Genomic DNA, 26054 nt, shown 5'->3' on the forward strand with positions numbered 1-26054 from the left:
GTAAATATTAATTGGTAATGAGCGGGTGAACTAAATGAAGGATAGTCTTTCAGCATTAACAGACATTTCAAAAAACCATAAAAGTGCTTTGCTTCGGATTACGAAGCAAGTTAATTTGACAATTGCTGAATGGCAACTTCTACTTCAAATTATAGATGGCAATACAACACAAGATCTCTTATCTAAAACAACTGGTTTAGATACGTCGACTTTGAGTCGACAACTGAAGCATCTAGAAACTAAAGAAATGCTTGATAAAACACCAACCGGACGTGATAAGCGACAACTTATTTACGCAGCCACAGAGTTAGGTGTTAATGCCGTTAAGACAATTAACGAGCAAACCGAACAATTGGATAAGCAGATATTTGATCGTTGGACTGAGGAAGAAACAAATCTATTACAAATTCTTTTAAACCGTCTAGATAAGAGTGTTAAGCGGATTTTAAGCAAAACTGAAAAATGAAAAAATAGTCGTGTGAATTGGCCTCGGCTATTTTTTGTGCTAATATTATTAAGACATTTAAGTATTGATAGTGGAGGACGATCTAATGAAAATAGCTGTTGTTACTGACAGCACGGCTTACCTGGATCCAAAGGAAGTTGAAGCTAATAACATCAAAATTGTACCAATTCCAGTAATCATCGATGGCAAAAGTTACAGTGAGGGAGTCGATATTGGAACCGAAGAGTTTTATGACAAACTTAGAACATCAGCTTCGTTTCCAAGTACTTCACAGCCACCACTTGGTGAAATGATTGAACTGTATCGCTCATTAGCAAAAGAGGGCTATGACACTGTAATCAGTATCCACTTATCAAGTTCCTTATCAGGATTGCTTGGGAGCTTAGTTCAAGTCGCTGAAGAAGTCAAAGACGAAATTCGTGTGATTCCATATGATTCGCATGTAACTGTTAAGCTAATGGGTTACATCGTTTTAGAAGCAGCCAGACTAGTAAAAACTGGGATGGCTGCCGATGATATTGTTTTACGTCTTGATAGTTTACGTGAGACCGTGGATAACATCTTCGTTGTTGATGACCTACAAAACCTTGTTCGTGGTGGTAGATTGTCAAACGCATCAGCGTTTATTGGTTCTATTTTAAAAATTAAACCGCTGTTAACAATGAGCACGCCAAATCATGAAATTCAAGCTTTTGAAAAAGTTAGATCTTCAAAGAAAGCATTAGCAAGAGTTGAAGAATTGTTCGGTGAACGAGTTAGCAAGTTGAGATATCCAGTGAAAGCCATCATTATTCATGCTAACGATGAACCAGCAGCAATTAAGTGGCGTGACAAATTAGCACAACAATTCCCAGACATTGATTTTGAAATTAGTTATTTTGGTCCCGTGATTGGAACCCATCTCGGTGAAAAAGCTTTGGCTTTAGGCTGGATGAAAGATACTACAAAGTAATTGCCATTATTATATAAATAACCATACTGAAGTTTAGTATGGTTATTTTTTGATTTATAGGGGGGCTTTTATTGATATTGGTAATAGTTTAGCTTTTTGTTATATTCTAGTTTACATAATATATATTATACAAAGTAGATTGCTTAATTAATTCTGGACAGTAGTTCATCTAATTCTACCGCCTTCAATTTTTTTGCTTATCTACAATCATCTTTAAGTAAATTTTTTATTTTAATTCTTAGTTAGATCAGTAAATTTGTATGATCGCAATCATGAATCTAGAACGCTGTCGTCTTTAGTTTAATTTAACGCTGCATGACTCTTAACTCGTTTCATTAAGTACGCCATTTTGATTATATTAGTAGCATTATTATATATATCTAGCATTATAATGATTCGTTTAAAAACAGTTAAATTACCATATTTAGCAAATAAACTATGTGAACATAGATTCTAGATAATTGGTGTTAAGTTACTTAATAGATAGCCCGATGAAGAATACATAATTGTCATTTTGATACCTGTCATTAAAATTTTTATTTTAATGACTACAGGTCCACTATCCGTGCTATGCTGTAAGTAATAAAACTTATTGAAGGAGTTGTCTTTAATGGAAAATGAACGCTATATTCACCTAATTGATTCTGAACTCGCCAACTTACCTGACTTCGTTAATCAATATCGAATCGGCACTAATCTGTCACTAACTACTACCTACCAGTATTTGACGGAATTTAGACGTTTCTTTGATTGGCTTCGAATAAGCTCCCTCTCTCAAGCTGCAGATAACAATCATGTCTCTCCTACAGACCTGGAACAACTTAAACGCAACGATATCATGCTTTATATTGATTCCATTAAACATAACAGCAACGAACACAAGAATAGCGTCTCACCTACTACCATTAACCGGTCCATTAATGCGTTGCGCTCACTCTACAAATTTTTAACAATTAAATCTGATAACGTCAATGGACACTCATATTTTGATCAAAATGTAATGTTAAAAATAGATTCCATGAATACCAATCAAACACTGAGCTACCGTGCACATGCCATTAAAGCACACATGTTAATTGGAGAAGAAAAGTTTAAGTTATTAGACTTCATTGATACTACCTACATCAGTAAAATAAATAAGCAGGCAATCTATTCTTTTGAAAAGAATAAAGAACGTGATTTAGCCTTAATTGCTTTAATGTTAGGTACAGGAATTCGCGTCTCTGAAGCAGCCAATGTCAATATGAAAGATATCAATCTGAGTGACAAATACTTAGATATCACTCGCAAAGGTGGACAAAAAGACACAGTGCCAATTGCTGATTGGACCATCGACTATCTAAAAAATTACGCAAACCATCGTAGCAGCACCTATCATCCCGATAAAACTCAAACTGCTTTCTTTATTACTGAATATCATGGCAAAATCAATCGAATTGCATCAAATTCAATTGAACGTTTGGTTAGTAAGTATTCAGCAGCTTATGGTCGTAAACTCACGCCACATAAGTTACGACATACTGTAGCATCGGAAATTTACAGCAACACTAAAGATCAAGTCGTTGTTGCTCAGCAGTTAGGACAAAAAGGTACTTCTGCCACTTCACTTTATACCCATGTTGATCCAGATAAGCAACGTGCCGCACTGAATGATAATTCCAATCAACGTCAAAATAAATAGCTTTAACGCAAAAGAACTTCTAACTAGACAACTAGCCAGAAGTTCTTTTTGAACCAGATTGTATTATTCAGGAATAATCATTGCCTTGATTGCCTTACGGTCAGTCATTGCCTGATAAGCATTATTAATATCATCTAAACTAAATGATTGAGTGAAGACTTTACCTGGATGAATATCGCCATCTAAAACGGCCTTCAATAATACTTGTTTATCATAGGTAGTCACAGATGCTGGTCCACCAGCAATAATCGTATTACTATAAAATGATTGGGTCATATCCATTTTAGGTTCATGAGGCAATCCAACCCGTCCCACAATTGCACCAGGACGACCAAACTGCATTGCTTCAGCATTAGATTGTTCACTACCCACACATTCTAAAACTGCATCGACACCATCATTATTCGTCAGTTCTTTAATTTTGGCTACCGCGTCATCACCACGTTCTGCAATAATATCAGTTGCTCCAAATTCAAGAGCTAATTTTTGACGATCTTCATGGCGACTTAACGCAAAAATACGTTTAGCACCACGCATCTTAGCTGCAATTACACCACACAACCCAACTGCCCCGTCACCAACGACGGCCACACTGTCACCTCTTTGAACATTGGCAACACGCGCTGCATGATACCCAGTTGCCATCACATCAGCTAATGTTAGTAATGACTTTAACATTTCTTCGCTATAGTCTTCTGGCTGGCCAGGAATTTTAACCAAGGCCCATTCACCATGTTGAAACTTGATGTATTCAGCTTGTACACCATTACTAAAGTTATCACTATGGTTTTGACAATCGCCATCAAATCCTGCTAAACAAGCGGCACAACGACCACAGCCATGCGTAAATGGTGCTATGACAAAATCACCAGGAATCACAGTCGTGATATCAGACCCAACGGCCGTGACAATTCCAATCGCTTCGTGACCGGAGTTCTCAGAGTTAGCTGGCACTTTGTCTAGCCCTCGATATGCCCACAAATCAGAGCCACAGACACAAGTTCTGACAATTTTGATGATGACATCATCGCTTTCCTTGATAGTTGGTATTTCAACATCTTTAACTTCAACTTTTCCTGCTTCAACAAAAATGGTAGATTTCAAACCAAACACTTCCTCAAGTTATTATTTAATACAGCAGAAAGTAAACTGCTGCCTAATTAAATTGTACTCCTTAAAGTGAACTCTAAGTCAAGCTACTATGATCTTGATATTTACGCTTAAAGTACAATTTACTCATTTACAATCGCCTGGCTGATCAAGCTATGAAAATAATGGTATTCTTTTGCAAATCTTGCGTAATCACTAAAGCAATTAGATTCATATTGATTTAAAACAACTTGATTAACATCAAAAAATGCTTGTTTGATGTTGTTAAATTCGATTTGTTCCAGAGTATCATCTGACAACTTTTCCTCCAGTAAAGTTAATTATTGATTTGCCTCAATTAAATACGTAGAAGAAATTGAAGCAACATCAGCTCTGGAGGCCTGTTTGACTAAATTATCAATAATTTCAAAACTGATATTTATTTTGCTACTTTGTGAATCTTCAACTTGAAGCATAATAATCCATCCTTTCTAACCAAAAATACTTAACGAAATCCACAATCCACACAAGGTAATAAACAAAACTGGTATTGTAATCGTAATCCCAATTTTAAAATACGTACCCCATGCAATTTTGACATCTTTTTGTGCTAACACATGTAACCAAACTAACGTGGCTAATGAGCCAATCGGAGTGATTTTAGGACCTAAGTCGGATCCAATGATGTTCGCGTAAACTAATGTTTGATGCATGAGACCAGTCGCATTCGCCCCCTTTATTGATAGTGCATTAATCATTACTGTCGGCATGTTATTCATTGCCGAAGACAAGAATGCTGCTAAATATCCCATTCCCATTGTGGCCAGGAATCTGCCCCCAGCCATCATCTTCGCAATTATTCCAGCTAATAAAGTCGTTAGGCCAACATTTTGTAACCCAAACACCACAACGTACATACCCAAGGAGAAAAATACAATATTCCATGGTGCTCCTTTGAGAACTGCTTTGGTATCTACAGAATGACTGCGTTGACCGACAATCAAGAAAATGATCGCAATTGTTAGTGCGATAAATGATACTGGAATATTTAAGAAACTGCTGCTAAAGTAGCCAATCAATAAAGCAGCTAAGACGAACCAGGAAAATTTGAATAACTTTTCATCTTTGATGGCTGATTTAGGTGTGGCGACTTGGCTGACATCATATTCTTTAGGAAGAGCTTTACGAAAATATAGATACAAGATACTGATACTAGCTACCAATGAAAATAAATCCGGAATCCACATACGAAGCGCATATTCAGAAAATGTAATGCCAAAAAAGTCAGCGGAGACAATATTAACTAAATTACTCACAACTAATGGTAGTGAAGTCGCATCGGCAATAAAACCACTGGCTATAATAAACGGAAAGACTTTCTTTTCGTCAAAGTGTAAAGCTCGAACCATCGCCAAAACAATTGGTGTTAATATCAGTGCGGCACCATCATTCGCAAACAATGCTGCCACGATTGCTCCTAAGACGGCAATCAGTATAAACATTCTCACTCCGTTGCCTTTAGCAATTCGAGCCATATGCAATGCTGCCCATTCAAAGAAACCAATCTGATCTAATATCAATGAAATCAAGATAATCGCGACAAATGACAGTGTAGCATTCCAAACAATACCCGTCACCGTGCCAACATCGTGTAATGTCACAACTCTAAATATCAGTGCTAAAATGGCCCCGCCAATGGCGGTAATGCCAATTGACAATCCTTTTGGTTGCCAGATAACAAATAACAAAGTGATTAAAAAAATTGCGACAGCTAAAAATACTTGCATAACTCCTCCAAATTATTCTCATAAATTTTATAGCAAATTCAACCATTTCGGCTAATCATTTTGCGCGCTACCATCTCCTCAGATAGACATCCATCGATGTTTTAAGCAAACTAAACCATGAGTTAATCATTTCGCTTCAATATCCTCAGTTGGCTGACATTCATCACAACTTAAATTAGTCTGTGACTGGCAAATGCAGTGTTGACTACCAGTCAATAAGTCACCAGCATTAGTCTGAAAATCTCTAATGAAATGTGGTTCTAATGAGTAACGTTGCCATTTTCCATCTTTTTTGGCACTAACAATTCCGGCTGATTGTAAAACTTTCATATGATGCGACAATGTTGGTTGCGTAAATTCAAAATGCGTTAAGATATCGCACGCACAAAGCGATCCGCAGGATAACAAGTCAATAATCTGCAGTCGATTTGAATCTGCCATGGCTTTCAACATTTTCACGTATTTAGGATAATCCATTATTAACTCCTTACAAAAAAACATAGACAACGCTCTATGTCTAATATAGAGCATCATCTATGTAAGCGCAATCTTTTAGTGAAAATTAACACAAAGATTGTTTATTGTAAGACGGTTATTACTTGTCCCAAATCAGGTAAGATTTTAAATGCCTTCTCCGCATATTCTGGACGCGGTGTGCACATATCAGGTACACAAATTACTTTAATTTCAGCATTAGTTGCCGCGGTTATACCCGCCTCACTATCCTTTAAAACCAAAGATTCGACATTTTTGGCATTCAATTTGTCTAAGCTAGTTAAGAAAATATCTGGACTTGGTTTACCGTGCTTGATTTCTGGGCCATAAGTTTCTGCATCAAAATAATCGTAAATATTATTTTGTTTTAAAATTTCAACGGCTCGTGACTTATGGCTCGATGTGGCTAGAGCAATCTGATAATTATTACTTTTGAGATATGTTAATAACTCTGTTGCCCCAGGTTTTAAATTGACACCTTTGGCAATCAAATCTTTCTCAATTACATCGACAAAATCTAGCCCTTCTTGCGTTGTGATTGGTAAATTAAACATTTGAATGAGTAGGTTCATATTGACCACGGCTGGCTTGCCACTAAAATTTTCCGCATATTGATCAGTTGTTAATTCTTGATTGTTGGTCCCCTGTCTATAAAATAGACAATTTAAATAGAGACTTTTTTGTCCTATGCCACGACTAAATTTTGAATTTGAGTTTGATACTCATCTTCAAGTTGCTTTGGTGATTTGAATCCACAGTGACTGTGAATTCTAACTGTGTTGTAAAACGTTTCAATGTACTGAAAAACTAGTCGTTTAGCTTCGGAGTATGAATGGATTTTAAACCGATTTATCCATTCACGCTTAATCAAGGCATGAAACGACTCAATGCAGGCATTATCCCAAGGATAAGCTTTCTTTGAATAGCTTAATGTCATGTTAGCTGTAACTTGATTGTAAGCTTCAGACGTAAACTGACTACCACGATCACTGTGCATGATTAATGGCTTGCTAATATGGCGACTGTGCTTAGTCTTTTCAATAAGTGGGATGACATTCGATACCTCCAAGGTTTCAGATAAGTCCCAACCAATGATCCGTCGGGAGTACAAGTCCATAATACTGGTTAAATAAACGAATCCGTCATGAACTGGAATATAAGTGGTGTCAATGCACCAAACGGCGTTTGGTCGCAATGGATTGAACTGCTCGTCTAAAATATTTATTAGCTGTTTATCAAACTTAGAATTGCGAGTGGTAGTCGTCCAAGGGGTTAGGTAAACGGCGTGAATGCCAAGCTCACGCATATGCTTACCAACAGTTCGTTCAGCGATCTTATATCCTTTTGAGCGAAGTTCTTGGGTGATTTTGCCGGCACAGTAAATACAAAGGCTTTTGAGCCAAATTGCTTTAATTTCACCTTGAATAAACTTCTTCCGAAGCTTTCGCGGTGATTGGTGATTATGACGCTTTTCTCGTTGATAGTAACCACTTCTTGAGATTCCAACATAATCACACATACCATTGATGGAAGGGTGGGATTCCAAAGCGTGCTGAACGTCCATTTCTTGGTATACCTTTTCGGTAGTTACTTGCTCAGAATCCCGATTGATTTTTTTAACACTTCGATCGCTCCTTCAGCGTCACGAAGTTGACGCTTTAGTCGTGCAATCTCCTTGTCCTTATCGCTGGCAAAATTACCAGAGCCACGGCCAAACTCCCCAGTCTCAGTAAACAGCTTAATCCATTTATGTAATGTACTAGCCCCAATACCTAGATTCTTACTTATTTCATTCATGGTCATGTGATCCTTGTTATCTAAGTAATACTGAACGGCCTGTTCCTTAAATTCCTTGTCATAACTGTGCTTCGTCATTATTTGATCCTCCAATTTACTTCCTTAATTATACTAAATCAGAGTCTCTATTTAACTTGTACACTTTTTATTCTAGGCCCAAGCTGTGACACGTTTTTTAACAAAAATTCAATATATTCTCTGGGATTGGTTTTGTTTGCTTTGGCACTTTCAACGATGCTCATCCAGATGGCATTTGCTTCAGCGCCTTGCGGGCTGGTTGAGAACAGCCAGTTCTTACGGCCGATGACGTAACTTTTCATATTACGTTCCGATGCATTATTGGTAAAATCGACTTCGCCATAAAGTAGAACTCGATTTAATGCAGTTCGTTGACCCTGTGCATAGGCAATAGCTTTTCCTAAACGTGTTTTAGGAAGGACATCTGCCATATCGCACCACTGCCAAAATTCATCAAGTAATAGCTTTAGATACTTTTGGCGTGCCTGATATCGTGCAACACTATCCCATTTTCGCCACTTTTGTTCTTCATGCATCATCTGACCAATTAAAGTTAATCCCTTTGATGCATTGAAATGTTTCTTGTCGATATTGGCATCGTCGTAAAACTTACGTCGTACATGGGCCCAACAGCCAACATGTTCAACTGAGTCCGCAATGGCGTTATAGCCGTAGTAGCCGTCACACTGAAGAACTCCTGTAAATCCGGAATATAGTTGCTGCGCCACTTTTCCTGCCCGACTATCTGCATAGTGATAGCATACAATTTGATGTTGGGCACGACCGATGGTTCGTGCAAGCCAAATATATGATTTACTGGTGGCTAATTTACCCGGCTCTTGTAAAACTTGATAGGGCGTTTCATCACCTTGAAGGAATTTCTGGGATACCAAATTTTGTCGGAGTAGATCATAAACCGGCTTCACAATCTGGGCACAAGCAATCATCCAATTACCCATAGTCTTATCGCTCAAATCTAGTCCTTGGTTTTTCCAATATCCTTTTTGTCGATATAGCGGTGTACCGAGGACATATTTGTGATAAGCAATTTCAGACACTAAAGAAGCCGATGCCATGCTGTGAGGTATTAACGCCCACGGCGCATTTCCTTGGTAGAGATGGCTAATCGCATCTTGTTGGTCACATTGATGGCATTTGTAAGTTGCCTCGTATATGTTGGCGACATATAGTCGACCCGGAATCACGCGAACTTCTTGTCGCACATAATGTTTACCAACTCGTTGGAGGTCATGCCCCTGCGGACACAGTTTTATCATTGGTTCATGGACTTCATCTTCCGTCGGAAGATCAGTACTGATAATCTCAGATCGTTTTCGTTTCGGTTTACGTGTCTTACCTTTTTCGCCGGTTGTTACTTCCGGTTCTTCGCTTTGTTGGCCAGTCTGCTCTGGTTCGGTAAAAACACCATTGTCCTCAAATAACGATTGTTGATTAGGATCATCAAGTTTTTCAGAATGACGCCCATATAACTTATTGGTCAGGTACGCAATGTTTTCGTTGAGCTGCTTGATTTCTTTCAAAAATTCAGTTTGTTGTTTCAGCAGTTCCTGATTTTTCTTAAGCAAGTATTCTTCAGTTGATGTCATGCATACCACCACCGTTCATTGTTGTGTTGGCATGATTTTACCACTGGTCACCGTCGGTGCCTAGTGTTTTCTGGGCGGTGTGCTCTGTTTTATCGAAGATTCTAATGACCACCCTGAAAGTAGTCTCTCAAGTTGCTTTGAATGGAGCTTTTTGACTTCATTCATATTACGCGGCCATTGAAGTCTTCCATTCTCAATCCGCTTATAAAGTAACAGAAATCCATCGCCATCCCAAAGTAGTGCTTTAAACCGATCTTTTCGTGTGCCACAAAACATAAATAGCGATTTACTGTATGGATCAAGACTATACTGCTGGCTGACAACGTTAGCCAATCCGTCAATTCCACGTCGCAAATCGGTCTTGCCACATACCAAATAAATACCGTGAAGTTATTTCATATCAATGATCATTCCTAAACACCGCCTTTAATAATGCATCCAGAATGTAGTTATTGATTCGGTTGTAGACGAGAACAGTCTTATTTTCACCTAACTTCATTTGAAAAGCTTTACTGGCAGTAGCGGCCTGATAATTTTTTGGTTGATCCAATTTCACTTGGACAATTTCTTGGTCATTATTCAAAAAAATCACCTCATCATATTTGATAAAGTGATTCTATCGCACTGAAGTGCGTAATTATAGCCGGTTTGTTATTGGGTGCTTACTGCCATACTAGGTTGATAATTTAAAATTTTAAATTGATTTACCTCATAATATTTTTGTCTATCATAGTATAGCATTTAACCAACATTTTACTCCATCAAAAAAAGGCCCCCACTATTGTGAGTGCCAATTTATCAACCTAATTTAGTTCATTTTTGCAGCAATGTTATCTAATGTAACTAAACTTGTTTGTTCAAAGTTTAGAGCCGCTTTATTTAATACTTTTGGATCACCAATACCTAACGAAACTTGGCCAGCGCCATTAATTGATTCAATCCCTGCAGCTGAATCTTCTAAGCCAATCACCGATTCAGGGACCAAATCAATAACCTCAGCAGCTCGAACAAAGATTTCTGGATCCGGTTTACCGGCATGTAAAGTAGCTGGGTCAACGATACCAACAAAATACTTCGTTAAACCAAGTTGCTTCAAAATTAACGGTGCATTCTTAGAAGCCGATGCAATTGACATTTTATAGCCAGCTTTGTCAGCTGAAGTAATGAAATCCAACATACCGGGTAAAATATCGTCTGGCGTTAACGTTTCAATCAACTTTTGATAATTTAGATTTTTTTTGGTGGCCAAGGCTTCTTTTTGTTCTTGCGAAAATTCATCAGCATGGTCTCCATGGTCTAAAATCATTTGTAATGAATCCATTCGACTAATGCCTTTAAGTGATTCGGCCAATTCTTCAGTCCAAGTGGTCCCAACTTCATCAGCCGTCTGATGCCATGCCTGACCATGAAAACGTGCCGTATCGGCAATGACACCATCTAAATCGAAGGCAAATCCCTTAATTTCGTCAAATTTGGTCATTCTAGTTACCTCTTTCTCTTCATATTTTACATTCTAAATTTAAAAACTTCTAATCAACTTCGTCTCTTTGAATAACAATAACGGCCACCAAACGTGGCGTCCGTTATTATTAATTAACCTAATTTTTGATCAGAGCCGTTCAAATCAATTACTAATGGATCACCAGAAATTAATTCAACCTCGGTTCCCTTCTTATCAACATGAACTTCTAACACATGTCCACGGAAGACAAGACGGAACGAATATCCTGTCCATTTAGCAGGTAAAAATGGTGCCAAATGCAATTTGCCTTCTCTGACACGCATGCCAGCAAATCCTTGGACAATCGCTAACCATGACCCGGTCATCGCTGTGATGTGTAAGCCATCATCAGTATCATTATTATAATTATCTAAATCTAATCGAGCTGCCCGTTCATACATTTCAACAGCTTTGTCTTCCATCTTCAAATCAGCTGCTAAAATTGAGTGAACAGATGGTGATAAGGAAGATTCATGAACCGTTAATGGTTCATAGAATTCAAAGTTATTACGTTTTTCTTCTTCAGTAAATGCATCTGGGAAGTAGAACATTGCATGTAATGTATCGGATTGCTTGATATATGGTGAACGAAGAATTCGATCCCATGACCAGTGTTGATTAATTGGACGAATTTTTGGATCCAAATCGGCGGCTGGAATCAATTCTTTATCTAAGAATGTATCGTTTTGTTCAAAGATATGTTTAGTTTCACCGTTAATTTCAACATCAGCTTGTGGAAGATACATCTTGTTTGCAATTTCTTGCCAATGAGTTAACTCATCTGGTGTAATTCCTAACTTCTCTTTTTCGTTATCACCAACAGTTGGGTAATTATCAATCGAGTATTGTAAGACCCATTTAGCCATCCAATTGGTGTAGAAGTTATTGTTAACGTTATTTTCATATTCGTTTGGACCAGTAACACCGTGAATCATGTATTGATCTTTACGAGCTGAGTAGTGCACACGGTCTGCCCAGAAACGAGCAATGTTGTACAAAACTTGAGCTCCATCGCCTTCAATCCAGCTACGATCACCAGTGATATTCGTGTAATTGTAAATTGCGTAAGCAATTGTCGAATTACGATGAATTTCTTCAAAAGTAATTTCCCATTCATTATGTGATTCAATCCCATCGAACGTCACCATTGGGTACAAAGCACCTGCTAAGTTTTGTTGTTTAGCATTATGTTTGGCACCGTCAAGTTGGTCAAAACGGTATTGTAGTAATGAACGAGTAACCTTAGGATCTGCAACACCGAGATAAACTGGAATAGCGAAAGCTTCAGTATCCCAATATGTCGCACCACCATACTTTTCACCAGTGAACCCTTTAGGACCAATATTAAGGCGAGGATCATTACCATAATATGTTGAAAATAGATGGAACAAATTGAAACGAATTCCTTGTTGAGCGGCGTCGTCCCCTTCGATTTGAACGTCAGCTTTTTCCCAACGTTTACCCCATTCTGCTACATGAGCATCGTAAATATCTTGGTAACTTGCAGAAGTCAAAGTCTTGAGTAATTTTGCACCAGCGTTAACAATTGCATCAGTCCCGTCATAATCACGAGACGTAGTGACAATCACACGTTTTTCAAAGGTTGTACTGCCAGAAGTTGCAACATCGATTTCAAACGTATCAGTCACTTGCTCATCCGTCTTTTCTGAACCGGTCTTTTTACCACCGATAAAGGCTTGACGACCAACCACTGTAAACTGAGGTACTCCGAAATCATTTGGTACAGTTTGGGTAACAATGTATGACGCATCGCTTTCATTCCCTGCTCCCAAAACTTGCCAGAATTTTTCGTCGTAGTTTGAATCTTCATTTGCAACATCGGCATCGATTGACGCATCATACTTGATTGTATGTGCCTTGCCATCTGTTGAAGTGAATTCATAGTGTAAATCTGCCAATTCTTTCGTGGCGGCTGAAACTAACCGTGTAACGACAAACTTCACTCCGTAAACACTAAACGTCCGTGTTAAGGTTCCCTTTTGCATGTCTAATGAAATTTCAAATTCATCTGGCTTATTCACGGCCAAATCGACTTGTTGCCCATCGACATAAATATCAGTTTTCATGAAATTAAGTGCGTTGATAGCTTTACCAAAGTACAGTGGATAACCATTTTTCCACCAACCAACCCGAGTCTTATCTGGGAACCAAACACCCCCGATATAAATACCTTGGTGAGTATCGCCAGAATATTGTTCCTCAAACATTCCTCGCATACCCATATATTCATTACCCAAAGAGGTAATCGATTCTTGTAATCGTTTATCTTTGGGATTTAAATCGTGAGTTGTGAGGGTCCATGGATTCACTTCAAAAGTTCGTTTCATCTATTTTCTCCTTATTCAATAACCAAATTCATTTTTTAAAAATTATTGTGCAACATTAGCATTGGCACCATCAATTTCTTTGATACCAAAGACTGAAACTGCCCCGATGAGCATTAAAATACCAGCTAACAAAATCATTGACTTCATTTCTGATCCTAATAATGGATACAATCCAAATGATGCAACTGAGGCTACAATTTGTGGCAAACAGATTGAACCATTAAATAAGCCAAGATAAGTACCCATGTGATCACCATTCAATGAATTAGTAAGCATAATGAATGGGTATGCCATCATACCTGCCCATGAAATCCCAATCAAAATGAATGAGAAGATCAAGACCCATTTGTTTGTAACAAAGAAGACGGAAATAAATCCAAAGGCACCGATGAATAATGAAAGTGCGTAACCAACTTTACTTTTTTCAGCTGGAATTTTTGATAATACTAATGACCAAACAACAGCGGAAATTGCATAAACGGCAGACATAACACCATACCAGTTACCACCATCTTGGAAGGCTTGTGAAGCAGCATTAGTTGTGTGATAGATATTATCAGCAACAGTACCAGTTCCGTAAGTCCAAAGATATTGGAAGGCCATCCAACAGAAGAATTGAGTTAAAGAAACCATCCAAAATGTTTTTGGAGCACGTTTTAATAACGTGAATATGCCAACATGTGGTTCCGTTTTATCATTCAAAGCAACACCATGATAAAGTTCATATGTAGCATCATCGTATTCATGAACTGAGAAAACAGAAATTAATGAGAAAATAACTAAGACAATTGCACCAACGTAAAACGAAATAATAACAGATGCAGGTAATTGACCTTTGGCAGCAACGTTAGCAACCCCAATTGCAGTTAAGAAATATGGGAAGATAGTTGCCAACACTGAACCAGTATTTGATAAGAAAGATTGAATTGAGTATGCGTATGATTTTTGCTTTTCATTGACCATATCACCAACGACCATCTTGAATGGCTGCATGGCAACGTTAGAACTTAAATCCATAAACAAGATTGTGATAGCACCAAACCAGAGAGCTGCAAAGGTTGAGAATCCAAATGAACCCGAGTTAGGTAGCAAAAACATAACAATAACTGATACGAGTGCACCAATTAGCAGATATGGCATCCGACGCCCAAATCGTTTCGACCAGGTACGATCAGAATAGTAACCCACCATTGGTTGAACAACTAATCCTGCCAAAGGAGGCAAAATGAAGAAGAATCCTAGTTTAGTTGGATCAGCACCTAAGGTTTGGAAAATCCGAGACATTTGTGAAGATTGTAGTGAGAATGCCATCTGGACACCTAGGAAGCCGATACTCAACATCCAAATAGTGCTTTTTCGGAGGTCAGGCAAGCCTATCCCCTTTTTTTGCTTTGTTTCATCCATGAGTTCCACTCCTTCATAGTTTAAAGATAATTATAATTGTTGTAACCGATTACATTCATAATGATAACCCAAAACAATAATTTGCGCAAGCGCTTGCGCAAATAAAAATTTATTTATTTTAATTTATGTAAAAAAAATAACAGACTCTTCCCAAGCCACCGGGCTTTTGAGTCTGTTATATTAATTAGAAAAAAATCAGTAAATCAACTAAAAACTAGTTTAATTATTTATAAAAAATGGTTTTCCAGCCTAATCTATCAGTAATCATAGTTTAAAACTTACCATAGTAATCGTTAAAAATTATGGAATAGATGGTAAGCGATATGGCACCATAATTTGCTTCAGGTTGTCCTTTTTATCCTTGTCATTAAAGAGCAAACGGACTGATTCAGAGCCCAGAATATTTGGTTGCACATCAACCGAATAAAAGTTTCCCTTGCTTAGTTGGCCATATTCAGATGCATTAAACGCAACAGTTGGCAGTTTTTGATGATTATCCAAAACATTTTCAGCTTGTAATTGGGCTAAAATCCCAATTTTATCATCGGTGGCAATGATGCCATCGACATTCGGATGAGTTTCAAAGAATTCTTTCAGCTGACTCTTCTGATCGACGAAAGATTGGGACAATTTGATAACTTCGCCATCTGGCCAAACTTGTTTAAAACCAGCTTCACGATTAATTTCGAAGAACCAATCAGCTTCCGTGCGAATAAAGATTGGATGGCTTAAGTTAAACTTGTCCGTCAATAATTGCGTCGCTTCTCGACTTGCCTGCTGATTATCATTATCGACAAAGAGTGTTTGCAATTTTGACTGGGGTTCACCAATCACGACTACGCGAGCATTAAATTCCTTTAAAAGTTGGGTAATTGGATCATGGCCAGTCGTATATAACAAGATAAAACGACGGACTTTCCCCGCTTCAACCATCATTTTAACCGACTCAAATACCTCACCCCAAGAATTACCGGTCGCTGCAGCCAACAAATAATTCATTTTACAGAGCTGGTTATTAATACCAAATAATTCATGGAGCACGAAATCGTTGCCAGATATCTCAGGGTTTTGTGGCTGAAAGACCACTCCCACCGTGTTACTTTCATCTGCCATTAGGTTTCGAGCAGCAAAATTAGGAGTATATCCCATTTCTTGAGCGAGTGATTGAATTCGTTTCCGAGTTTCTAGGCTAATTCGGGTAGAATTATCTAAGGCTCGAGAAACGGTTGAAATCGATACGCCGGCTCTATTCGCAATGTCTTGTATTGTTATCATTCTTTATTTTCCTTTACAATCAAGGCTTAAAATTCCTCGTGAGTTGCTGGATCCTGATTTGAAGTTCGGCCATCAGGTCTAGTCAATGAATTAATAGTTTGCATTTCAGCTTCTGTCAATTGAAAATCAAACACGGCTAGATTTTCCAGTTGACGACTCTGAATAGTCGCTTTTGGCACTGGAATCGTATTGAGTTGTAATTCCCAGCGAAGAATTACTTGAGCAACTGATTTGCTGTGACTAGCTGCAATTACAGCAATTGTTTGATCTTTAAGCATTTGATTGGCATGACCAATCGGGCTCCAATCAATCGTAGCTATGCCTTTGCTAGCATTATAGGCACGCAAATCAGCATTATTGAAGTATGGTTGAACTTCAATTTCATTTGCAACTGGTAACACACCAGTTTCTTGCTCCAACTTTTCCAAATGTTCTGGTAAAAAGTTAGACACCCCAATGGATTTGATTAATCCAAATTTTTGAGAATCAATCAATGCTTGCCAAGCTTCTACATAAAGCTTTTGATTGGGATTTGGCCAATGAATCAAATACAAATCAATATAATCCAATCCAGTCCTTAATACAGATTCTTGAATGGCTTTAATCGCTTGGTCATAGGCATGAAAACGCCCTGGTAATTTAGACAACACGGTAATCTCATCCCGAGAAATATTGCTACGCCGAATCGCCTCACCAACTGCTCCTTCATTATCATAGTTAAAGGCAGAATCTAAGAAACGATAACCATTATTTAACGCGCTACTAATCGCATTCACGCCTTGATAACCATTCAATAAATAAGTCCCAAATCCGACTCGTGGAATGATTCTGCCATCACTGAGTTTAATTAAATTTTCCATTCTACTAAACTTCCTTTTTGATTGATTAAATACCATACATTCCAATTACCATCGCAATCACCAAAATAATCAGCACGGCGGTCGTAATCCATACATATAGTTTATCACCAGCAACCACAAATGCGTATATTGAAACGACCACTCGTAGCACAGGAGTTAAAATTAATAAGAATAATCCACCCATAATAATCGCATACGACTTTAATTGAACAATGCCCAACAAAATTGAGCTAAAATCATGGGGATGGCTATTACCAACATACCCAGATTTACCGGAAACAAATAGTAATAAAATACCTACAATCATAAAGGCAGCGGCGATCATAACTCCAATTTGCATAACTTTGCCAATCATGATTTCAACTTTTTGCATTTCTGCTTGTTTGATTTCATCTTGTGCTTTTTTCATTAGAATCTCACCCCGAATCCTTTAAGGAACATTTCGACTCCCATGATTAATAAGATGGGCACAAAAATCATTCTCAAAACTCTTGATTGAATGCGTGGCATAATCCGAGTCCCGATTGCAGCACCAATCAAAATTCCAATCGCTAATGGAGCAGCTATTTCAGGTTTGATGGCCCCGTTAAAGAAATAGACCGTTGCACTTGCAGCAGCTGTAACCCCCATCATCAAATTACTAGTCGCACTTGAGGGTTTGAGGGGCATTTTCATGATAGAATCCATGGCAATCACTTTGAAGACCCCACTACCAATCCCGAGTAGGCCACTGGCTAATCCAGCGCCATACATCATGGCAAAACCGCCCTTAACATGAGTCACTTCATAATCAACATGTTCCATGCTGACCTTGTCTGTGTAGGCGCCATTTAATTTCAATTGTGTTGATAAAACATCTGGTTCAACATCGGTGGCATCATCTTTTTTACCCTTGCCACGAAGCTTTTTGACCATGTTGAAGCATTGATACAGTAAGAATAAGCCAAAAATAGTTTCCAACCATAACGGATGAATAACGCCAGCAATCAAAGCACCACTAATTGCTCCAACTGTTGTGGCAATTTCCAAAAACATCGCCACACGTAAATTAATCAAATCATCTCTTAAATAAGCAATTGTCGCCCCTGAACTGGTGGCAATTACGGCAATGATACTCGCGCCAATCGCATATTGAATTGGTAATCCCATGAAAACGGTCAAAACAGGCGTGACAATCATTCCGCCACCAATTCCTAGTAATGAGCCTAATGTACCTGCGGCAATTCCCACAAGTAATAAAATAAATGCTGTTTGAACCAACTCTTCTTCCTCTTCTCTGTCTCTTATTTATCCCAATTATTGCGAATAAATTCTTTACGCTGAGCTTCCTCTGCATCGTGACGTAAAGGATCTTTTTTATAAAAATCCTGATGATACTCTTCGGCCACATAAAATGGCTTAACATCTTCAATCTTGGTTACAATCTCATCATCAAAGGGATTATTATCAATTAAATTTTGTCGTGATTGAGTCGCAATTTGGCGCTGTTCGTCACCATCGACAAAAATAACCGGGCGATAATTATCTCCGCGGTCTTGAAATTGTCCCATTGCGTCAGTTGGATCAGTTTGTCGCCAATAGATTTCAACTAAATCAGCATAGGAAATCACCGATGGATCAAAAGTGATTTCAACCGCTTCAGTATGACCTGTTGTATGGCTAGAGACTTCTTCATACGTTGGGTTCACAGTATGACCACCTGTATAGCCAGAAAGGACTTTTTTTATTCCGGGTTGTTGGTCAAAGGGCTCAACCATACACCAAAAACAACCGCCTGCAAATATTGCTTTTTCTTCTGCCATCTTGATCCTCCTTTTATAAAATCATGCTTATATTTTATCATAGTTATCAAATTATATTAATTAACTAGCAACTAATTCTACGATTACTAGAACAAACAAAAAGTACTCGGCATCAATTTACCAAGTACTTGAATACTTAATGAAAGTTATTATTATGCGAAAGCATCAGTCAATGGAGGCACAACTTGTTTCTTACGAGAAACAACGCCTGGAAGACTCATTGTATCATCAGCGGCAAATTTGCTACCAAAAGCAGTTTCAACCGTAGCTTTTGGTTCGCCAACTGCTAACAATTTTGAATCGCTGTTTAAGATGTTAGTAGCTAAGAGCAAGAAAATGTCATAACCTTTGGCATCAATTTCTGATTGCATGGTTTTGACTAATGCATCACGACGAGCAAAGACGTCATCTAAATCAACCGTGTTAACTTGGCCAATTCGTAAAGTTTTGCCGCCAAGTTCAAAGGTTTTAGCATCGCCATCAACAAGCTCCAAATCAGACTTACTATCTAAATCAGTGCCAGCTTTTAACAAATCCATGCCATATGAGTTAGCATCGATGCCAGCAATTTTAGCAAGTGTTTCTAACGCATTAACATCAAAATCAGTTGTGGTTGGTGACTTTAATAATAATGTGTCTGAAATAATGGCAGATGCCATTAAGCCAGCTAATTTAGCTGGGACTTCAATATCATTTTCAGTGAACAAATCAAGAATGATTGTGCTGGTACATCCAACTGGACGAGCAGTATACCAAACTGGACCTGCAGTAGCAAAATCAGCAATCCGATGGTGATCGACTACGTGAGTCACTTCAACGTCAGCGATGTCGCTAACACTTTGAGGTGCTTCATTATGGTCAACTAACATTACAGATTTAACTTCATTAGCGGCTGTCTTAATTACACGAGGTAATTCTTCGCCAAAATGATCAAATGCAAACTTAGTTTCAGCATTAGCTTCTCCTAAAGCAACGGCTTCAGTGTCAAAGCCAATTTCATTTTGTAAATATGAGAATGCTTTTGCTGCAACAATTGCATCCGTGTCTGGCTTTTGGTGCCCGAAAACTAATTCTTTACTCATGATTAATAAACTTCCTTCTTTAGTTTTTGTCAGAGTTTTTGATCTTTTTTGCTACGATATCGTCCAATCTTTCAAAATAATCTCTATCTCCAAGATAATTATTAAACTCTGTTAAGAACTTGTCAATACGTGGAATATCTTGTTTTTCAGTCCGATAAACAAATGACAAATCAAATTTAATTTTTGGTTCAAAGTTAGCAGTCATAATTTCATCACGATCGTAACGTGACATGATATAACTCTTTGGTAAAGCTGTATACGTATCAGTTTCCTTTAAGAAACGATAGATTTGACCAGGCTGTGTAAATCGTGCAGCGACATCTGGGGATGCAACTAATTCACGTTTATAAGCATCGGTGATTACATCGTTTAAATAGAAGCCAACTGGATATGTGACCCATTTGCGATCATCTAACCGTGAAAGTTTAACCTTATTTTTACTGGCTAATTTTTCATTGTTATGAATTAACAATAAGTCTTCGGTCACAATTGTTTTTGAATCGTATGGTTTCCAATTTTTGATGCTGCCATCAGGTAAGTACATAATTGCCAAGTCAATTTTGTTAGATTCTAAGGCTGCCCAGATTTCACGACGTGTCAGCATGTGAACACTGACTTGAATGTCTGGATTATCACGATAATAATCGACAATAAAATCTTCAAAAACTTGTGATTCAATCGATGACAAAATTCCTAAATGGATTTCACCATGATTTTCACTAGTCGTTTGTTGAATTTCGTCAGCGGCTTTATTCAATAACGAATAGACTTGATTAGTTGTTTGTAACATTGTGTATCCAGCTTCGGACAAACGAAGACGTTTTCCAACTGAATAAAATAATGGTGCACCAACGATTCTTTCAAGTTTTTTAATTTGTTGTGTTAAGGCTGGTTGTGTAATACCCAGGATTTGTGCTGCTTGAGTATAATTCATAGTTTGAGTTAGTTGTAAAAAATAACTTAAACTCTTTGATGCGAAGATGTTCTCTTGTTGAGTCTTCTTTGGACGTACTCCTCGGTTGTTCTGCATGACAAATAAATCCTTTCAATATAAGCTAAAATTTAAGTTCATTATTCATAACTACATATCATTATAAATGATTATTTTTAATAATACAAAGAATAATGTTCATATGCTAATGATTATATTACCCTAACTAACAGATATTTTAATGAATAATATTTAGCTTTTTTATGATGATTTATTTAAGAACTAATTAAATTACTAGTTCTATAGCTTTTTGCTTAATCATCACTGGTGTTCCTTGAGTTTCAACATCTAACACAAACGAACCATTAGAATAACGTGATCCTAATCCATGTTCTTCTGCCAAAACTTCTTGAACCGTTGGTCGATCAGTGATAATTTCAAAGGCACCCTTAAAGTCAGCGTGATAACTGATAAAGCCACCAACACGATGCGGATCACTCTTTAACTCACGTAAAATGAGGACCCCTTTACGGGCACGAGAAGTAACAGGTACTTCTGCTAATTTCATAGCTTTAAATGCACCACGCGTGGTTACAATTGCAACGTTATCATCATCGCTAACGATTTGCATGTTCACTACATGGTCATCACCTTTAAGTCCCATCGACTTGACACCGGCCGTGCGAGCACCATTAACCGGTACTTCTGCTAAGTCAAAACGTAATGCCAACCCTGTGTAACTCATCAAAAGAACAGTAGAATTTTCGGAAACTGTCTTTCGATACGAAATTGAAACCACTCTTGAGTCATCGGACTTCAATTTGATGTATACGCTTGGATGTTTCTTGTAAGTCCGACCTGGTAAATAATCTTTAAAGGTTGTTTGCTTAATATAACCATCATCGGTGGCCATAATAAATTGACCCGTTTCATCCAACGTCTTAAACGTCATCGCTTCAATAATTTGCTCATCACTGTCTAACCCAATTGATTGAGAAATATGTTCGCCAGTGTCTTTCCATTTGGAATCGGCAATCTCGTAAACTGGGCGATAAATCAAATGACCTTTGTTGGTAAACAAGAACAGATGCGATAAAGTATTCGATTTTTCCAATAAAATTGGATAATCATCTTCCTTTAACCCATTCTCAGTTTCACAAGTGGCTGTAAATGAACGAAGACTGCTTCGCTTGATATAGCCATCTTTCGAGACCATAACCACAACATCTTCATCAGGTACCAAGACCTTCGTATCAATCTTTAATTCGGATACTTCGGATTGCACTTCAGATAATCGAGGAGTGCCAAATTCTTTTTTAACTTCTAATAATTCTTTTTTGAGAACTTTAAATAATTCTTTTTCATCGCCAATAATCAGTTTAAAATTCGTGATTGCGGCTTGTAACTTCTTTTGTTCATCTTCCAGTTCGGTAACATCAGTATTTGATAACCGATACAATTGCAATGTTACAATGGCTTCTGCTTGTGGATCAGTGAACTCGAATTGATCAATTAAGTTTTGTTTGGCATCTTTACGGTTTTTACTAGCACGAATAGTAGTAATAATTTGATCTAAAATTGATAAGGCCTTAATCAAGCCTTCCACAATATGCATCCGGTTTTGTGCCTTATTCAAATCAAACTTAGTCCGTTTCAAAATGACTTCTTTACGGAATTCTAAATAAGCCGATAGCATCCTTAACAAGCCAACTCGTTTGGGCGTCATCTTATCAATGGCCACCATATTAAAATTGTAATTCACTTGTAAGTCGGTGTTTTTAAAGAGAAAGTTTAAAATTCCCTCTTTGTTAGCTTCACGCTTTAATTCAATCGCAATTGACAGCCCATTACGATCAGATTCATCACGGACTTCAGCTATACCTTCAACTTTTTTGTTGATTCGCATTTCATCAATTCGCTTAACCAGTTGTGCTTTATTCACTTCATAAGGAATTTCAGTCACATTAATCTGTGACTTTCCGCCTTTTAAGTTTTCAGTGTTGGTTTTAGAACGAACAACAATTTTTCCACGTCCAGTGGTATAAGCTTTTTTAATTCCTTCTACACCTTGAATAATACCCCCGGTTGGAAAATCGGGTGCTGGAATAAATTCCATCATTTTATCTAAAGTGACGTTAGGATGGGCCAACATATAAATTAGTCCATCGACAACTTCACCTAAATTATGTGGTGGAATATCCGTTGCATACCCCGCTGAAATCCCAGTAGAACCATTCACTAATAAATTAGGTATCCGTGATGGTAATACGGTTGGTTCATTTTCTGTATCATCAAAATTCAAGACCATTTCAACGGTATCTTTTTCAATATCTTGCAACATCAAACCAGATATTTTACTTAATCTAGCTTCAGTGTACCGCATAGCGGCCGGTGGATCACCATCCATTGATCCGTTGTTTCCGTGCATTTCGACCAATGGAGCGCGTAATTTCCAATCTTGACTCAAGCGAACTTGGGCTTCATAGATTGAGCTATCTCCATGGGGATGAAAATTACCCATGATATTACCAACTGACTTGGCTGCCTTACGAAAGCCTTTATCGTAGGTATTACCATCTTTGTTCATCGCAAATAGAATTCGTCGTTGAACTGGTTTCAGTCCATCGCGAATATCTGGCAATGCACGTTCTTGAATGATTGACTTTGAGTACCGACCAAAACGGTCTCCCATCACATCTTCTAAGGTTAATTCCTCAATTTTTGTTCCACTCACAAACGTTACCTCACTTCAAATTACTCATTAAATAAATCCATTTGTTCCTCGCCACTATTATCCCAAGTCGTGATGGTTGGTTCTGATGATTTAGACTTTGGTTTCGAGTCAGTCGTTAATGTTTCTTCAACTGATTCCATTTCATCTTCTTCAGCTTCTGCATCAGCTTTTTCTTGAGTCGTATCCAAAATACTACCCGCTTCTTCCAAAGTGAATTGCACGTTATCTTCAATCCACTTACGACGTGGTTCCACTTTGTCACCCATCAGGGTAGTAACTCGACGTTCAGCCAAGGCTGCATCTTCAATCCGAACCCGAATTAAAGTCCGTGTATCTGGATTCATGGTTGTATCCCATAACTGATCCGCATTCATTTCACCTAAACCTTTAAATCGTTGTAAACTACCACCCTTACCAAATGTTTTGGATAGTGTGTCCAATTCTTCGTTGGTCCAAGCATATTCAATCTTAGTTTTAGCGCCTGCCCCTTTTTGCAACTTATAAAGTGGTGGCAACGCAATATATATCTTACCGGCATCAATCATAGGCCGCATATATTTATAAAAGAACGTTAATAACAAAATCTGGATATGAGCACCATCATCATCCGCATCGGTCATAATAATAATCTTGTCATAATTAGAATCGTCAGGATTAAATTCTGAACCAGCTCCAGCACCAACAGTATAGATAATTGTATTCAGTTCTTCGTTCTTCATCACATCATCAAGCTTAGCTTTTTCAGTGTTTAAAACCTTACCACGCAATGGCAAAATAGCTTGGAATTTACGGTCTCGGCCTTGTTTGGCAGAGCCACCGGCAGAATCACCTTCGACTAAGAATAATTCATTTTTAGCCGCATTTTTTGATTGTGCTGGGGTCAGCTTACCGGATAACAGGCGATCGTTCTTCCCCTTTTTCTTACCAGTTCGTGATAAATCACGTGCTTTCCGTGCGGCCTCACGTGCTTCACGTGCCTTTAGGGATTTGCGAATCAGCATTTGAGCGAATTCACCATTTTCCATTAAGGTATAGCCAAGTTGTTCGTTCACAACTGTATCCACGATTTTACGGGCTTCTGGAGTACCTAACTTATCCTTGGTCTGTCCTTCAAATTGAAGAATTTTTTCTGGAATTCGGACCGAAATGACTGCTGAGAGTCCTTCACGAACATCACTACCCTCAAGATTCTTGTCTTTGTCTTTCAACAAGCCAACTTTTCGAGCATATTCATTAAAGGCCTTCGTCCAAGCTGAGCGCATACCGGCTTCATGAGTTCCACCATCTGGCGTCCGCACATTATTAACGAACGACAGTAAGTTCTCTGAGTAACCATCGTTGTATTGTGCTGCCACTTCAACTTCGACGCCTTCACTGGTACCATCAAAATATAAGACATCGCCTAGGACATCCTTATCTTCATTTAAGTAAGCGACAAAGGCCTTAATCCCGTCATCATACAAGAAAATATCTTCTTTTTCTTGCCCGACCCGCTTGTCAGTGAGCGTGATTTTAATTCCTTTTAACAAGAACGCTGATTCACGCAGACGTTCAGCGAGCGTGCCGTAATTATAAACAATCGTTGAAAAAATCGAACGGTCTGGTTTAAAAGTCACTAATGTACCATTAGGCTTTTTAGTCTTACCCAATTTTTCTAGGGTTCCTACGGGATGACCACCATTTTCAAATTGTTCTTCGTATTCCATACCGTCACGGACAATTTTTAAAGTAACGTGGGTTGACAGAGCGTTCACAACGGAAGCCCCCACCCCATGTAAGCCACCAGATGTTTTGTAACCGTCTGCTTGGCCAAATTTACCACCCGCATGTAGCACGGTCATAATTACTTCTGCAGTAGGTACTCCTGATGAATGCATCCCAACCGGCATTCCCCGTCCATGATCTTGGACGGTAATTGAATTGTCCGCTTCAATAATGACGTTTATTTCGTCACCAAAACCAGACAATGCTTCATCAACAGCATTATCCACAATCTCATAAACCAAATGGTGTAATCCACGTGTGTCTGTAGAACCTATATACATTCCTGGTCGTTTCTGAACCGCTTCTAATCCTTCAAGCACTTGGATTGAAGAATCATCATATTTATTTTTTGCCAATCTAAAAGACTCCTTGCCACTTCGAAATCAAATTTCGAGTAATAACATATTTAAGTATATCTGTTTTTCGGCATAAATGCTTGCCCAATTTTTTAACTACCAGTT

At 38.1% G+C, this 26054-nt stretch carries 26 protein-coding genes; 3 read left to right on the forward strand and 23 right to left on the reverse strand.

All coding sequences use genetic code 11. The features are described from left to right. Positions 1-34 precede the first annotated feature (34 nt). From F0161_RS05755 to xerS, 3 genes are all read left to right on the forward strand, one after another. Positions 35-466, forward strand: coding sequence for a MarR family winged helix-turn-helix transcriptional regulator (locus F0161_RS05755; RefSeq protein WP_150203981.1), 432 nt, complete (start codon positions 35-37; stop codon positions 464-466). Positions 467-551: 85 nt separating this feature from the next. After that, positions 552-1418, forward strand: a complete 867-nt coding sequence (locus F0161_RS05760) for a DegV family protein (protein WP_150203982.1) — start codon at positions 552-554, stop codon at positions 1416-1418. A 610-nt stretch (positions 1419-2028) separates the two neighbouring features. Next, a complete protein-coding gene (xerS, locus tag F0161_RS05765; RefSeq protein ID WP_150203983.1) occupies positions 2029-3099 on the forward strand; it encodes a tyrosine recombinase XerS in 1071 nt (356 codons plus the stop codon). A 63-nt stretch (positions 3100-3162) separates the two neighbouring features. Here the strand turns inward: xerS and F0161_RS05770 are convergent, their stop codons facing one another. The 23 genes from F0161_RS05770 to parE form a co-directional block, all read right to left on the reverse strand. After that, a complete protein-coding gene (locus F0161_RS05770; RefSeq protein ID WP_150203984.1) occupies positions 3163-4203 on the reverse strand; it encodes a zinc-binding dehydrogenase in 1041 nt (346 codons plus the stop codon). 128 nt (positions 4204-4331) lie between these two features. After that, positions 4332-4508, reverse strand: a complete 177-nt coding sequence (locus tag F0161_RS11425) for a hypothetical protein (RefSeq protein WP_190318835.1) — start codon at positions 4506-4508, stop codon at positions 4332-4334. A gap of 21 nt (positions 4509-4529) precedes the next feature. Then, positions 4530-4664: a hypothetical protein gene (locus F0161_RS11700; protein ID WP_263862612.1), complete on the reverse strand. Its 135-nt coding sequence runs from the start codon at positions 4662-4664 to the stop codon at positions 4530-4532. Positions 4665-4679: 15 nt separating this feature from the next. Then, on the reverse strand, positions 4680-5975 hold the full coding sequence (locus F0161_RS05775) for an arsenic transporter (protein WP_150203985.1): 1296 nt from the start codon (positions 5973-5975) through the stop codon (positions 4680-4682). A 126-nt stretch (positions 5976-6101) separates the two neighbouring features. Next, on the reverse strand, positions 6102-6452 hold the full coding sequence (locus tag F0161_RS05780; protein ID WP_150203986.1) for an ArsR/SmtB family transcription factor: 351 nt from the start codon (positions 6450-6452) through the stop codon (positions 6102-6104). A gap of 101 nt (positions 6453-6553) precedes the next feature. Continuing rightward, positions 6554-7042 (reverse strand): HAD family hydrolase, encoded by a 489-nt coding sequence (locus tag F0161_RS05785; protein WP_190318836.1) that lies wholly within the window; start codon positions 7040-7042, stop codon positions 6554-6556. 113 nt (positions 7043-7155) lie between these two features. Next, the gene (locus tag F0161_RS05790) at positions 7156-8034 is read right to left on the reverse strand and encodes an IS3 family transposase (RefSeq protein ID WP_150203988.1); all 879 of its coding nucleotides are present in this window, start codon (positions 8032-8034) and stop codon (positions 7156-7158) included. 23 nt (positions 8035-8057) lie between these two features. Further along, positions 8058-8345 carry a transposase gene (locus tag F0161_RS05795; RefSeq protein ID WP_003688751.1) on the reverse strand — a complete coding sequence of 96 codons (288 nt, stop codon included), beginning with the start codon at positions 8343-8345 and terminating at the stop codon, positions 8058-8060. A gap of 47 nt (positions 8346-8392) precedes the next feature. Next, complete coding sequence (gene tnpC, locus F0161_RS05800) at positions 8393-9892, reverse strand: IS66 family transposase (protein ID WP_225423073.1); 1500 nt, start codon at positions 9890-9892, stop codon at positions 8393-8395. Between the two features lie 60 nt (positions 9893-9952). Next, on the reverse strand, positions 9953-10267 hold the full coding sequence (gene tnpB / locus F0161_RS05805; protein WP_225423074.1) for an IS66 family insertion sequence element accessory protein TnpB: 315 nt from the start codon (positions 10265-10267) through the stop codon (positions 9953-9955). Between the two features lie 25 nt (positions 10268-10292). Continuing rightward, complete coding sequence (locus F0161_RS05810) at positions 10293-10475, reverse strand: hypothetical protein (protein WP_057779393.1); 183 nt, start codon at positions 10473-10475, stop codon at positions 10293-10295. A 225-nt stretch (positions 10476-10700) separates the two neighbouring features. Next, on the reverse strand, positions 10701-11372 hold the full coding sequence (gene pgmB, locus F0161_RS05815) for a beta-phosphoglucomutase (RefSeq protein ID WP_137601344.1): 672 nt from the start codon (positions 11370-11372) through the stop codon (positions 10701-10703). Positions 11373-11485: 113 nt separating this feature from the next. After that, entirely contained in the window at positions 11486-13741 is a 2256-nt protein-coding gene (locus F0161_RS05820; protein WP_137601343.1) for a glycoside hydrolase family 65 protein, read from the reverse strand. Positions 13742-13783: 42 nt separating this feature from the next. Then, the gene (locus tag F0161_RS05825; protein WP_150203989.1) at positions 13784-15145 is read right to left on the reverse strand and encodes an SLC45 family MFS transporter; all 1362 of its coding nucleotides are present in this window, start codon (positions 15143-15145) and stop codon (positions 13784-13786) included. Positions 15146-15445: 300 nt separating this feature from the next. Next, complete coding sequence (locus F0161_RS05830; RefSeq protein ID WP_137601341.1) at positions 15446-16420, reverse strand: LacI family DNA-binding transcriptional regulator; 975 nt, start codon at positions 16418-16420, stop codon at positions 15446-15448. Positions 16421-16446: 26 nt separating this feature from the next. Then, positions 16447-17280, reverse strand: a complete 834-nt coding sequence (locus F0161_RS05835; RefSeq protein WP_150203990.1) for an aldo/keto reductase — start codon at positions 17278-17280, stop codon at positions 16447-16449. Between the two features lie 25 nt (positions 17281-17305). Continuing rightward, the gene (locus tag F0161_RS05840) at positions 17306-17689 is read right to left on the reverse strand and encodes a DUF1634 domain-containing protein (RefSeq protein WP_137601339.1); all 384 of its coding nucleotides are present in this window, start codon (positions 17687-17689) and stop codon (positions 17306-17308) included. Continuing rightward, positions 17689-18540 (reverse strand): sulfite exporter TauE/SafE family protein, encoded by an 852-nt coding sequence (locus F0161_RS05845; RefSeq protein WP_150203991.1) that lies wholly within the window; start codon positions 18538-18540, stop codon positions 17689-17691. Before F0161_RS05845 ends, F0161_RS05840 begins: the two co-directional genes overlap by 1 nt. A gap of 23 nt (positions 18541-18563) precedes the next feature. Then, entirely contained in the window at positions 18564-19082 is a 519-nt protein-coding gene (msrA, locus tag F0161_RS05850) for a peptide-methionine (S)-S-oxide reductase MsrA (protein ID WP_137601337.1), read from the reverse strand. Positions 19083-19234: 152 nt separating this feature from the next. After that, positions 19235-20164, reverse strand: a complete 930-nt coding sequence (locus F0161_RS05855; protein WP_150203992.1) for a manganese-dependent inorganic pyrophosphatase — start codon at positions 20162-20164, stop codon at positions 19235-19237. Positions 20165-20183: 19 nt separating this feature from the next. After that, positions 20184-21194, reverse strand: coding sequence for a LysR family transcriptional regulator (locus F0161_RS05860; RefSeq protein WP_150203993.1), 1011 nt, complete (start codon positions 21192-21194; stop codon positions 20184-20186). A gap of 187 nt (positions 21195-21381) precedes the next feature. Further along, positions 21382-23829: a DNA topoisomerase IV subunit A gene (gene parC, locus F0161_RS05865; protein ID WP_150203994.1), complete on the reverse strand. Its 2448-nt coding sequence runs from the start codon at positions 23827-23829 to the stop codon at positions 21382-21384. Between the two features lie 20 nt (positions 23830-23849). Beyond that, entirely contained in the window at positions 23850-25949 is a 2100-nt protein-coding gene (parE, locus tag F0161_RS05870) for a DNA topoisomerase IV subunit B (protein WP_150203995.1), read from the reverse strand. Positions 25950-26054 lie beyond the last annotated feature (105 nt).

This window comes from Paucilactobacillus nenjiangensis (assembly GCF_008632615.1).
In the GTDB taxonomy this organism is placed as follows: Bacteria; Bacillota; Bacilli; order Lactobacillales; family Lactobacillaceae; genus Paucilactobacillus; species Paucilactobacillus nenjiangensis.

Coding starts and splice junctions, on each gene's coding strand:
- F0161_RS05755 (WP_150203981.1), top strand. CDS start 35: ATGAAGGATAGTCTTTCAGCATTAACAGACATTTCAAAAAACCATAAA.
- F0161_RS05760 (WP_150203982.1), top strand. CDS start 552: ATGAAAATAGCTGTTGTTACTGACAGCACGGCTTACCTGGATCCAAAG.
- xerS (WP_150203983.1), top strand. CDS start 2,029: ATGGAAAATGAACGCTATATTCACCTAATTGATTCTGAACTCGCCAAC.
- F0161_RS11700 (WP_263862612.1), bottom strand. CDS start 4,664: ATGCTTCAAGTTGAAGATTCACAAAGTAGCAAAATAAATATCAGTTTT.
- F0161_RS05775 (WP_150203985.1), bottom strand. CDS start 5,975: ATGCAAGTATTTTTAGCTGTCGCAATTTTTTTAATCACTTTGTTATTT.
- F0161_RS05780 (WP_150203986.1), bottom strand. CDS start 6,452: ATGGATTATCCTAAATACGTGAAAATGTTGAAAGCCATGGCAGATTCA.
- F0161_RS05785 (WP_190318836.1), bottom strand. CDS start 7,042: ATGAACCTACTCATTCAAATGTTTAATTTACCAATCACAACGCAAGAA.
- F0161_RS05790 (WP_150203988.1), bottom strand. CDS start 8,034: ATGGACGTTCAGCACGCTTTGGAATCCCACCCTTCCATCAATGGTATG.
- F0161_RS05795 (WP_003688751.1), bottom strand. CDS start 8,345: ATGACGAAGCACAGTTATGACAAGGAATTTAAGGAACAGGCCGTTCAG.
- tnpC (WP_225423073.1), bottom strand. CDS start 9,892: ATGACATCAACTGAAGAATACTTGCTTAAGAAAAATCAGGAACTGCTG.
- pgmB (WP_137601344.1), bottom strand. CDS start 11,372: ATGACCAAATTTGACGAAATTAAGGGATTTGCCTTCGATTTAGATGGT.
- F0161_RS05820 (WP_137601343.1), bottom strand. CDS start 13,741: ATGAAACGAACTTTTGAAGTGAATCCATGGACCCTCACAACTCACGAT.
- F0161_RS05825 (WP_150203989.1), bottom strand. CDS start 15,145: ATGGATGAAACAAAGCAAAAAAAGGGGATAGGCTTGCCTGACCTCCGA.
- F0161_RS05830 (WP_137601341.1), bottom strand. CDS start 16,420: ATGATAACAATACAAGACATTGCGAATAGAGCCGGCGTATCGATTTCA.
- F0161_RS05835 (WP_150203990.1), bottom strand. CDS start 17,280: ATGGAAAATTTAATTAAACTCAGTGATGGCAGAATCATTCCACGAGTC.
- F0161_RS05840 (WP_137601339.1), bottom strand. CDS start 17,689: ATGAAAAAAGCACAAGATGAAATCAAACAAGCAGAAATGCAAAAAGTT.
- msrA (WP_137601337.1), bottom strand. CDS start 19,082: ATGGCAGAAGAAAAAGCAATATTTGCAGGCGGTTGTTTTTGGTGTATG.
- F0161_RS05855 (WP_150203992.1), bottom strand. CDS start 20,164: ATGAGTAAAGAATTAGTTTTCGGGCACCAAAAGCCAGACACGGATGCA.
- F0161_RS05860 (WP_150203993.1), bottom strand. CDS start 21,194: ATGCAGAACAACCGAGGAGTACGTCCAAAGAAGACTCAACAAGAGAAC.